Origin of the sequence: Azospirillum sp. OGB3 (genome assembly GCF_014192915.1) — a bacterium.
Classification (GTDB): domain Bacteria; phylum Pseudomonadota; class Alphaproteobacteria; order Azospirillales; family Azospirillaceae; genus Azospirillum.
Map to the genome: position 1 here is coordinate 233,656 of NZ_JACHYN010000010.1, position 10,668 is coordinate 244,323.

General features: G+C 71.4%; 11 protein-coding genes and 1 tRNA gene. 6 read left to right on the plus strand and 6 right to left on the minus strand.

Annotation, left to right across the window (positions count from 1 at the left end):
- Positions 1 to 35 precede the first annotated feature (35 nt).
- The 5 genes from FHW79_RS20275 to FHW79_RS20295 all read left to right on the plus strand — a co-directional run bounded on the left by FHW79_RS20275 (position 36) and on the right by FHW79_RS20295 (position 3,807).
- Entirely contained in the window at positions 36 to 1,148 is a 1,113-nt protein-coding gene (locus tag FHW79_RS20275) for a cysteine desulfurase family protein (RefSeq protein WP_183180609.1), read from the plus strand.
- A 141-nt stretch (positions 1,149 to 1,289) separates the two neighbouring features.
- Positions 1,290 to 1,955 (plus strand): molecular chaperone DnaJ, encoded by a 666-nt coding sequence (locus FHW79_RS20280; RefSeq protein ID WP_183180610.1) that lies wholly within the window; start codon positions 1,290 to 1,292, stop codon positions 1,953 to 1,955.
- 45 nt (positions 1,956 to 2,000) lie between these two features.
- Positions 2,001 to 2,330, plus strand: coding sequence for a ferredoxin family 2Fe-2S iron-sulfur cluster binding protein (locus tag FHW79_RS20285; RefSeq protein WP_035672428.1), 330 nt, complete (start codon positions 2,001 to 2,003; stop codon positions 2,328 to 2,330).
- 137 nt (positions 2,331 to 2,467) lie between these two features.
- Positions 2,468 to 3,601: a tRNA 2-thiouridine(34) synthase MnmA gene (gene mnmA / locus FHW79_RS20290; protein WP_183180611.1), complete on the plus strand. Its 1,134-nt coding sequence runs from the start codon at positions 2,468 to 2,470 to the stop codon at positions 3,599 to 3,601.
- A 131-nt stretch (positions 3,602 to 3,732) separates the two neighbouring features.
- A tRNA-Met gene (locus FHW79_RS20295) sits at positions 3,733 to 3,807 on the plus strand.
- A 72-nt stretch (positions 3,808 to 3,879) separates the two neighbouring features.
- Here FHW79_RS20295 and FHW79_RS20300 read toward each other — a convergent pair.
- The 6 genes from FHW79_RS20300 to FHW79_RS20325 form a co-directional block, all read right to left on the minus strand.
- Positions 3,880 to 5,217: an HlyD family type I secretion periplasmic adaptor subunit gene (locus tag FHW79_RS20300; protein ID WP_183180612.1), complete on the minus strand. Its 1,338-nt coding sequence runs from the start codon at positions 5,215 to 5,217 to the stop codon at positions 3,880 to 3,882.
- A gap of 14 nt (positions 5,218 to 5,231) precedes the next feature.
- Complete coding sequence (locus FHW79_RS20305; protein ID WP_183180613.1) at positions 5,232 to 6,974, minus strand: type I secretion system permease/ATPase; 1,743 nt, start codon at positions 6,972 to 6,974, stop codon at positions 5,232 to 5,234.
- Positions 6,975 to 7,055: 81 nt separating this feature from the next.
- A complete protein-coding gene (locus FHW79_RS20310) occupies positions 7,056 to 7,685 on the minus strand; it encodes a calcium-binding protein (RefSeq protein ID WP_211108401.1) in 630 nt (209 codons plus the stop codon).
- A gap of 177 nt (positions 7,686 to 7,862) precedes the next feature.
- Positions 7,863 to 8,219, minus strand: coding sequence for an Atu4866 domain-containing protein (locus tag FHW79_RS20315; RefSeq protein WP_183180615.1), 357 nt, complete (start codon positions 8,217 to 8,219; stop codon positions 7,863 to 7,865).
- Positions 8,216 to 8,713, minus strand: coding sequence for a carboxymuconolactone decarboxylase family protein (locus FHW79_RS20320; protein ID WP_183180616.1), 498 nt, complete (start codon positions 8,711 to 8,713; stop codon positions 8,216 to 8,218). Before FHW79_RS20320 ends, FHW79_RS20315 begins: the two co-directional genes overlap by 4 nt.
- A gap of 26 nt (positions 8,714 to 8,739) precedes the next feature.
- The gene (locus FHW79_RS20325) at positions 8,740 to 9,471 is read right to left on the minus strand and encodes an SDR family oxidoreductase (protein ID WP_183180617.1); all 732 of its coding nucleotides are present in this window, start codon (positions 9,469 to 9,471) and stop codon (positions 8,740 to 8,742) included.
- 107 nt (positions 9,472 to 9,578) lie between these two features.
- Between FHW79_RS20325 and FHW79_RS20330 the strand changes: the two genes are divergently transcribed.
- Positions 9,579 to 10,487: a LysR family transcriptional regulator gene (locus FHW79_RS20330; RefSeq protein ID WP_183180618.1), complete on the plus strand. Its 909-nt coding sequence runs from the start codon at positions 9,579 to 9,581 to the stop codon at positions 10,485 to 10,487.
- The last annotated feature ends 181 nt before the right edge of the window (positions 10,488 to 10,668 follow it).

Here is a 10,668-nt window from a genome sequence, read left to right on the forward strand (position 1 = left end):
CGGAATAAGGGAGCGCCCTCCGGCCCTTCGCTCCGATGACCCGCGTCTATCTCGACCACAACGCCTCGGCGCCTCTGAAGCCGGCGGTGAAGACGGCGATGATCCAGGCCATGGATCTCGCCGGCAACCCGTCGTCGGTGCACGGCTTCGGCCGCAGCGCTCGCCGCGCGGTGGAGGAGGCGCGCGCCCAGGTCGCCGCCCTGGCCGGGGTGCGTCCGGCCCAGGTCTTCTTCACCGGCAGCGGGACGGAAGCGAACAATCTGGCGCTGCGCGGCTTTCCTGGTCGGGCGGTGGTCACCTCCGCCATCGAGCATGATTCGGTGCTGGAGGCGGTGCCCGGCGCCGCCCGCGTCCCGGTGGACCGCCACGGCGTCGCCGACCTCGCCGCGCTCGACCGCCTCCTCGCCGACGTGGACGGTCCGGCGCTGGTCTCCCTCATGCTCGCCAACAACGAGACGGGCGTGATCCAGCCGGTGGCCGAGGCGGCGCGGATCGCCCACGCCCACGGCGCGCTGCTCCATTGCGACGCGGTGCAGGCGGCAGGGCGGCTGCCGCTTGACCGCGCGACGCTCGGCGCCGACCTGCTGACCCTGTCGGCCCACAAGATCGGCGGCCCCGCCGGTGTGGGCGCCCTGATCCTCGCCGACGGGCTGGAGCCGGAGGCGCTGATCCGCGGCGGCGGGCAGGAGAAGCGCCGCCGCGCCGGGACCGAGAACGTCGTCGGCATCGCCGGCTTCGGCGCCGCCGCCCGTTTGGCGCGGGAGGAGCTTCCCGACAGCGCCCGCCTGACCGCCCTGCGCGACGCGCTGGAGGCGCTCGCGCTCGCCGCCGTTCCGGCTGCGCGGGTGATGGGGACCGGCACGGCGCGGGTCGGTAACACCAGCAACCTGCTGCTGCCCGGCGTGGCGGGGGAGACGCAGGTGATGGCGCTGGACCTCGCCGGGGTGGCGGTCAGCGCCGGGTCGGCCTGTTCCAGCGGCAAGGTGAAGCCGTCCCACGTCCTGGCGGCCATGGGCGAGAGCGCGGGTGACGCCGCCTGCGCCATCCGGGTCAGCCTGGGCTGGGACAGCGACGGCGCGGCGGTGGAGCGTTTCGCCGCCGCTTACGCCGCCATGGCGGCAAGGCTGGCGCGCGCGCCTGCGGCGTAATCGCCTCTCCATGACCTCCTCCTTTCGCCGCGGGCCGTGTAAGGTTGCGCGGCGCCCCGCTTCTGGGTATCACCCGGCCGAAGGGACGGCGACCCGCCGGGCTCGCGGCCGACCTGTGCAGCGTTTCAACGGACGGCAAGCATGACGACATCCGATTCCGGCCCGCCGCGCTTTCCCAAGGGGGAGGCTCCCAAGGGCATCGCCGGGACCATCGACGGCGATCTGGAGCCGTGCTGGCTGTGCGGCCGTTCGGTCGCCGCGCGCGCGATGTTCTGCCATTCCTGCGGGGCGGTGCAGGCGCCGCGCCCGCTCGACCATTTCACCCGGCTGGGTCTGGAGCGCCGCTTCGACATCGAGCCGGAGGCGCTGGCCCGCCAGCACGCCGGCTTCTCCCGCGCCATGGACCCGGAGCGTTTCGCGGCCCGCGGCGCGCGGCAGCAGGCCAACGCCCGCGCCCAGGCCGACGCGCTGGGCGACGCCCATGAGACGCTGCGCGACCCGGTGCGCCGCGCCCGCTACCTGCTGGAGCTGCTGGACGCGCCGCCCGTCACCGTCCCGCCGGAGGAGGACGACGAGGTGACCGATCTCGCCCAGCGGCTGGACGGTGCCGCGGACGTCGCCGCGGTGGACCGGCTGGCCCAGGACATCGGGCAACGCGTGGAAAGTTGCATCAAGTATCTTGCCATTGCCTTCCGCAACGGGCAGACCGACAACGCCGCGCGCATCCTCGCGCGGCTGGAGCGGTTGGAGGCGCTGGCGGCCGAATCCCGGACGCGGCGTTCCGGCCTTGCCCCGAAATCACCCTAACCTTTGCCACCGCACACCGACGCCTTTGTTCAGGAGAGCACCCCAATGCCCAAGATGACCTTCATCGAGCCGAACGGCACCCGCCACGAGGTGGACGCCCCGCTCGGCCTGTCCGTGCTCGAGGTCGCGCACAAGCACGGCCTGGACCTGGAAGGCGCCTGCGAGGGCTCGCTCGCCTGCTCGACCTGCCACGTCATCGTGGAGCCGGAGTGGTTCGACGTCCTGAACGAGGCCTCGGAGGACGAGGAGGACATGCTCGACCTCGCCTTCGGCCTGACCAAGACCTCGCGCCTGGGCTGCCAGATCATCATCAGCGAGGAGCTGGACGGTCTGGCCGTGCGCCTTCCCGGCGGCACCAACAACGCCATGCGCTGACCCACCGCCGCGGCGCCTTCCAAGGCCGCCAAGGCTTGCACCCGCCACCGGGGAACCGGCGCGCCAGCCCGCTCGCGGGCGCGGCGCCCCGGTTCTCCGGTGGTGAATTTTTTGGGAACCAGCCCATATAGGGCGCCATGATCTCCTACGCCAACTCCCTCGGCATCGCCAAGCGTCCCCAGGACACCCGCGTGGTCGTCGCCATGTCCGGCGGCGTCGATTCCTCCGTCACCGCCGCCGTCCTGCGGGAGGAGGGCTACGACGTGGTCGGCATCACGCTCCAGCTCTACGACCACGGCATCGCCCTGCAGAAGCCGGGCGCCTGCTGCGCCGGGCAGGACATCTACGACGCCCGTCAGGTCGCCGACCGCATCGGCATCCCGCACTATGTGCTGGATTACGAGGGCAAGTTCTCCCAGGACGTGATCGACGACTTCGCCGACACCTATCTGCGCGGCGAGACGCCGATCCCCTGCGTGCGCTGCAACCAGCGGGTCAAGTTCCGCGACCTGCTGAACACCGCCCGCGACCTCGGCGCCGACGCGCTGGCGACCGGCCATTACGTGCGCCGCGTCCAGGGGGCGGGCGGGGCGGAGCTGCACCGCGCCATCGATCCCGGCCGCGACCAGAGCTATTTCCTGTTCGCCACGACGCGCGAGCAGCTGGAGTTCCTGCGCTTCCCGCTGGGCGGCCTGACAAAGCCGGAAACCCGCGCCCTGGCCGAGCGCCACGGGCTGGAGGTGGCGGCCAAGCCGGACAGCCAGGACATCTGCTTCGTCCCCAACGGCTCCTACGCCGACGTGGTGGCCAAGCTGCGCCCCGGCTCGGTCGAGCCCGGCGACATCGTCCATGTCGACGGGCGCGTGCTGGGCCGTCACCGCGGCGTGGTCCATTACACGGTGGGCCAGCGCAAGGGGCTGGGCATCGGCGGCATCCGGGGTGAGGAGGAGCCGCTGTTCGTGGTGCGCCTGGAGCCCGGCCAGCGCCGCGTCGTCGTCGGTCCGCGCCGCGAGCTGGCGCGCAGCGTGGTGACGATCCGCGAGGTCAACTGGCTCGGCCCCGCCCTCGCCCCCGTCGAGGGGATGGAGGTCGAGGTGAAGCTCCGCTCCGCCCAGCCGCCGGCCCCGGCGGTGTGGCGGCTGGGTGCGGACGGCACTGCGCAGGCCGAACTGCGCGAGCCGCAATACGGCGTCGCCCCCGGCCAAGCCTGCGTCGTCTACCAGGGCGACCGGGTGCTGGGCGGCGGCTGGATTGCCGGAACGGGAGCCTGACGAAAACTTCGCAAAAGGTGAAATTTCGGCGTTGACACCCCGCTCCCCCTGGAATACATAAGCGGCCCCGGCACGAACCGCGGCGGCCAACACCGAAACGGACCGCGCTGGGAGATGATGGTAAGCACGATGGCAGCGTAGCTCAGTGGTAGAGCAGGGGAATCATAATCCCTTGGTCGGGGGTTCAAATCCCTCCGCTGCTACCATCAAGAAAGCCCGTCAAGTCTTCGACTTGGCGGGCTTTTTCTTTGGGCGGCGTGGCAAGCCGCGCTCCCCCCTCAATCCTCCGTCAGCGCGTGGGCCATGGCGTCCTGCAACGGTGCCAGCACATAGTCGATGGCCCGCCGCTGGCCGGTCGCGATCATCACGTCGGCGGGCATGCCCGGATGCAGGGCCGCCGGGCCGAGGCGCTCCAGCGCGCCGGGCAGGGGACGGATGCGGGCCACGAAGTAGGGAGCGTGGGTCGTCGGGTCGGTCAGGCGGTCGGCGGAGACGTCGACAACGGTGGCGTCGATCGAGGGCGTGCGGCGCGGCTTGAAGGCGCTGAGGCGGACCTGCGCGGTCTGGCCGGCCTTCACCACGTCGATGTCCAGCGGGTCGATGCGCGCCTCGATGGTCGGCGGGCCGCTGTCCGGAACGATGTCCATCAGCGGCTCGCCCGGCTTCACCACGCCGCCCACGGTGAAGACGGTCAGCCCGACCACACGGCCCGGAACGGGCGCGCGGATCTCCGTGCGCTCCACCGCGTCGCGGGCGGCCTTCAGGCGGGCGGCGGTCTGGTCCAGGGCGTTCTGCGCCTCCTCCATCTCCGCGGCGATGTCGGAGCGGCGCGCCGTCTCCTTGGCGTGGAGCTGGGTGTCGGCGACCGTCACCGCCTGCTCGGCCAGCAGGGCGCGGGCGCGGGATTGGTCGCGGGTGCCGGCCAGGTCGGCCATGGCCCGCTTCAGCGACAGCACCCGCAGCTTGCGCTCCAGTCCCTTGTTGAAGAGGTCGAGCACGCCGGCCAGTTCCTCCTCGATGTAGACGATCTGCTCGGCCGCCGCGCGCTCCTGGGCGCGGTGGGCGGTCACCTCGCGCTCGGCCTGGAGGCGCTGCTCGCGCAGCACGGCGATGTCGCCGTCGTGGCGGGTCCAGCGGGCGGCGAACAACTGCTGCTGCACGGCCAGGGCGCGCCGGGCGGCGGGGGCCCCGTCCACCAGGGTTGCCGGGACGGAGAAGGCGCGCTGCCCGGCGTATTCGGCGCGCAGGCGGGCCATGCGCACCAGGGCGGCGGCCTGTTCGTTCGTCAGCTCCTCCAGGGTGGCGCGGCTCTGCGTCCCTTCCAGGCGGAGCAGGGTCTGGCCGGCGGCCACCGTGTCGCCGTCGCGCACCGCCAGTTCGGCGACGATGCCGCCTTCCAGATGCTGGATGGTCTTGCGGTTGCCGTCCACCACCACGGTGCCCGGCGCGTGGGCGGCGCTGTCCAGCGGGGCGAGGAACCCCCAGCCGAGCCCGGCGCCCAGCGCCAGGGCGATCACCGCGCAGCCCGCCCGCACGGCTCCGCCGATGGAGGGCCCGGCGCGGCGCGGCTCCACCGGGATGGCGCCTCGGTCCAGCAGCGTGTCGGTCGTCGTCATCGTGAGCTCTCCAATCAGAGGGTAGCGGCGGCGACCGGCTGCGGTGTGGCGGCGCCATTGGGGGTCCCCAGCCGCCGGACCATCTCGGCCCGCGTCGCGGTCTGGTCGATCATGCCGTCGCGCAGCACGACGATGCGGTCCACGGCGTCAAGGACGCAGCGGCGGTGGGCGATCACCACCACCGCGGCACCCCCGGCCTTGGCCTCGGCGATGGCGTGCAGAAGCGCCGCCTCGCCGGCCTGGTCGAGGTTCGCGTTGGGCTCGTCGAGAACGAGCAGACGGGGCTCGCCGTAGAGGGCGCGGGCAAGCGCGATGCGCTGCCTCTGCCCACCGGAGAGCCGGGCGCCGCCCTCGCCGATCGCCGTTTGGTAGCCGTCGGGGAGGCGGCCGATCATCTCATGCACGCCGGCCCGCCGCGCCGCCGCGGTGACCAGCGCCGGGTCGGGCTCGCCCAGCCGGGCGATGGCGTCCTCCACCGTGTCGCCGAGCAGGCCGACACCCTGCGGCAGATAGCCGACGTGCCGCCCGCAGTCGTCGCGGTGCCAGCGCCACACGTTGTGGCCGTCGAGATAGACGCCGCCCTGGGTCGGCTCCAGAACGCCGACCAGCAGCCGGGCCAGCGTGGACTTGCCCGCCGCCGAGGGGCCGACGATGCCCACCGCCTCGCCCGGCTCCACCGAGAAGGAGAGGCCGCGCAGCGTCGGGCGGTCCGACCCCGGCGGGACATAGGTCACGCGGTCCAGCAGCAGGGAGCCGCTGGGGCGGGGCAGGGGGGCGGCTGGCGCTTGCGCCGCGTCCGTCGTGAACAGGCCGCGCAGGCGGCGCAGGCTCTCGCGGGCCGAGGACCAGTTGCGCCAGGAGTCGATCAACTGCTCGAAGGGCGCCAGCGCCCGGCCCATCAGGATGGAGGCGGCCAGCATGCTGCCCGGCGACACCTGCCGGTCCAGCACCAGCATCGTGCCGGCGGCGAGGATCGCCACCTGAGCGGTCATCCGGCAGACCTTGGCGAGCGAGGCGATGGTCTGCGCCCGCCCCGCGGTCTGGTTGACCAGATGCAGATGGTCGTCCTGAACCGCCTGCCAGCGGCGGCGCAGCGTGCCCATCATGCCCATGGCGGCGACGGCCTCCACGCCGTGCGACGCCGCCTCGACCTCGGCGCCGTGGCGGCACAGGGCGCGGTTGGCCTCCGCCGCACCCGGCATGGTCAGCAGGCGGCCGAGCAGGCTCACCCCGACCAGACACAGGATGCTCCCCCCGCAGACGAGGCCGTAGAGCGGGTGGATCAGCGTCAGGAAAAGCAGGAAGACGAGGCTGAGCGCGGCGTCGAGCGGTGCTGTGAGGCTCGGCCCGGAGAGGAACTGGCGCAGTTCGTTGACATCCCGCAGCACCTGGGCCGGGCGGCTGGCGCCGCCGCGCAGCAGGCCGCCCATCGACGCCTCCAGCGCGTCCATGGTCAGGCTGCGGGCCGCGAGATGGCCCATGGCCTGGGTCAGCCGCCCGCGGATCGCCTCGACCAGCCCGAATACGGCGAAGCAGCCCAGCGCCAGCAGCGACAGGGCCACCAGGGTCTCCACGCTGCGGCTGCCCAGCACGCGGTCGTAGACCTGCATCGTGTAGAGCGGCATCGCCAGTTGGATGAGGGCGAGAAAGACGCTGAAACCGCCCGCAGCGGCAAGGCCGGTGGCGATGCGCCGACGGATCGTGCGCAGGGCCGGCGGGCTTGCCGGAGACGTATCGCGGGTTTCCCGTGCGGCCATGGGAAGGGCGCTCCTGTCGTCTGGAGAAGGGAAAGGGGCGCGCCGGGAAGGACGGCGCGCCCGGGACCTCGGTCAGGCGGATCAGTAGAAGGAGATGTCGCCCATCGGGTTGTCGCCCTTCACGATCAGGTCGTGGAAGCCGGTGTCGTTGGCCGCGTTCCACGTGACGACGTAATTGCCGTCCTTCTGCCAGATGCTGTATTGGCCGTCGGCGGGCGCGCTGGTCGAGCCGGCGTAGCTGTAGCTGCCCTTCAGCCAGATCTGGTCCTCGTCCTTGAAGTCGGTGATGGTGTCGGCCTGGTTGGCGTAGATGTCGCCGCTGTCCTTCGTTTCGAAGAAGAACCAGTCGGCCCCGGCCCCGCCGGTCATCTGGTCCTTGCCCATGCCGCCGTAGAGGTCGTCGAAGGTGTCGCCGCCGCTCAGCGTGTCGTCGCCGTCGCCGCCGTAGAGCTTGTCGTACCCGCTCTCGCCGTAGAGCTGGTCGTTGCCGCTGCCGCCATAGAGCGTGTCGGTGCCGTAATAGCCCATCAGCAGGTCATTGCCCGACTCGCCGTAGAGCACGTCGTTGCCGTTCCAGCCGTCCAGCGTGTCGTTGCCGGACCAGCCGAGGATGGTGTCGTTGCCGTCATAGCCCTGCACGTAGTCATTGCTGACGCCGTACTTGATCATGTCGAGATAGTCGGCGTTGTTGGTGCCATAGACGTTTGCCATGATGCGTTTCCTTCGGATCAGGGGATTGTGCCGTGCAGGGGCAGATGCTTCATTCGGCTTTCTTCTTGCCGGTTCGCTTTGAAGACCTCGCCCTTGCACAGTCATTTTTCCCGGATCGGGCATCCGGCACTGTTGTCCACTTCACAATTTTGAAAAGGAGGGAAAAAGACCCGGCGGTCAGCGCCGCCGGTGCAGGATCATCCCGCCATGGTGCAGCACCCCGTCGATGAAATCGCCGTCGGCGGTGAAGCCGGTGTCGTCCCAATAGTCGATGTGGTCGCCGGTGACCCGGTAGCGGCCCTGGTAGGCCTTCTCCCGGTTGCCCCGCGCCTCGACGTAACGGTTGTTGGGGAGAAGCTCGTGGCAGACGCGGCCGTCCTCGGTCACCCACAGGCCGGCATAGGGGTGATCCGCCTGCTCCACGCCGGGGCGGTCGGCGGTCTGGGCCAGCGCCTTGCGGTCGGGCAGGGCCTCGGCGCCGGAGGCGAGCAGGGCGGCGGTCAGGGTGGCGGTCCGGGCGAACGCGCGTTTCATGGCGTTTCTCCTTCCGATGGGCGGCGCTCGGCGAACAGGTCGGACAGGGTGCGCGCGGCGGTGATCGCGCGGGGGAAGCCGGCGGGGACGGTCACCATGTAGACGATCTCCTTCAACTCGTCCTCGGAGACGCCGGCGTTCAGCGCGTAGCCGGCGTGGATCTTCATGAAGGCCGTCTCGCCGATGGCGGCGAAGGCGGCGACCGCGGCCAGCTGGCGGGTCCGCGTGTCCAGCCCTGGCCGCGACCAGACGTCGCCCAGCGCGTAGGCCTCGGTGGCCTCCGCCAGGAAGGGGAACTCCTCGCGCATCCGCTCCAGGGTGGGCTGGGGCTGGCCGTTGTTCAGGCGGCTGATCACCTCGCCGCCGCGCTTGGCGCGCTCCTCCGTGGTCAGGGCGGCGGCGGGCATCGCCGGAACCGCGGCGAGCAGACCCGCCGCGACGAGGGTGCGCAGGCGGGCCGGGGGACGGGTGAGGGTGTCGGTGCCGTCGGTCATGCTTGGCCTCCTCCTCGATGGTGTGCTCAATGGCTGGCCGTGGGGCGGACCACGATCTCGTTGGTGTCCACGTCGTCCGGCTGCTCGATGGCGTGCAGGATGGCCCGCCCGATGGCGTCCGGCTTGATGGAGACGGCGCGGTAGCTCCGCATCAGCTCCTCGGCCTCCGGGTCGGTGATGGTGTGGGCCAGCTCCGATTCCACAACGCCGGGGCAGACGCAGGTGACGCGCAGCCGCTCGTTCTCCTGGCGCAGCCCGTCGGAAATGGCCCGCACCGCGTATTTCGTCGCGCAGTAGACGGCGGCGGTCGGCGAGACGGCGAGCGCCCCGATGGAGGCGATGTTGATGATCTGTCCGAAACCCTGGCCGTTCATGACCGGCAGCACCGCGGCGATGCCGTAGAGGACGCCGCGGATGTTCACGTCGATCATGCGGTCCCACTCCTCGACCTTCAGCGAGGCCATGGGGGACAGCGGCATGACCCCGGCGTTGTTGACCAGCACGTCGATGCGCCCGAACCGCTCCTGCGCGAAGGCGGCGAAATCGGCCATGTCCTCGCGGCTCGTCACATCCAGCGCGCGGACCTCCGCGGTGCCGCCGCCGGCCCGGATGTCGGCGGCCAGGGTCTCCAGCCGGCCGGTCCGGCGGGCGCCGAGCACCAGCTTCGCCCCGGCGGCGCCGAGGACGCGGGCGGTGCCCTCGCCGATGCCGCTGGAGGCGCCGGTGATGAGGATCGTCTTGTCGGTGATCGCGGTCATGTGGTGCTCCTTTCCGTCGATCGTTGCGGTGATGGAGACAAGCTATGACCGGCCGGTGGAATGTTCGAGTTGCCAATCATGAACGGGCTGGTTAGCATCGCTAACCAATGAGCGATCCCTTCGAAGGCATGGCGGCGTTTCTGGCGGTGGCCGAGACGCTCAACTTCCGCCGGGCGTCCGAGCGCCTGGGCGTCACCCGTTCCGCCGTCAGCCAGGCGGTCCGCCGGCTGGAGGACCGCATCGGCGTGCCGCTGCTCCAAAGGACGACGCGCAGCGTCCGGCTGACCGACGCGGGCGCGCATCTGCTCGCCGCGACGCGCCCCGCGCTGGCCGAGATCGGCACGGCGCTGGAGGTCATCGCCTCGACGCACGGGGCGCCGGGCGGCACGCTGCGGCTGGCCGTCTCGTCCATCGCGGAGAGCATCCTGGAGGGGGAGGCGCTGGCCGGCTTCCTCGCCGCCTACCCCTCCGTCGGCGTCGACATCCTGGTGACGGACGAGGAGTTCGACATCGTCGCGGCGGGCTTCGACGCGGGCGTCCGGCTGGGCGAGGCCATCGAGCAGGACATGATCGCGGTGCCGGTTTCCGCCCCGCAGCGGCAGCTTGTGGTCGGTTCACCGGCCTATCTGGCAGGGGCCGGCCGTCCCGCCCATCCGCGCGACCTGCTCGCCCACCGCTGCATCGGCTGGCGTCCGGCGCCGGACGTGGCGCCCTACCGCTGGGAATTCACCGAGGACGGGCGCGACTTCGACATCGCGGTGAATCCGCGGGTCGCCACCAACGACATGGGGATGATGGTCCGGCTGGCCCTGGCCGGCGCCGGGCTCACCTGCGGCATGGAGGAGACCTTCCGTCCCCATCTGGAGCGCGGCGCGCTGGAAGCGGTCCTGGAAGATTTCTGTCCGCCTTTCGCCGGCTTTCATCTCTACTATCCGAGCCGCCGGACGGTGCCGCCCCGGCTGCGCGCCCTCATCGACCATTTGCGGGCGCGGAACGGCGGGCGACCGGTCCCCTGACCGCGTCCGTCCCTGAACAAAAAAAGGCGGGTGCCGGAGCCCGAAAGCCCCGGCACCCGCCGGTCACGGCTGGCGCGGTGCGCCTGTGCTCAGCCGAACCAGGCGGCGAGGTTTCCGGTCTGTCCGATGATGGTGATGCGGGCTCCGGCGCCGAGGTCGAGGGTGGTGTTGGCGCCCTCCA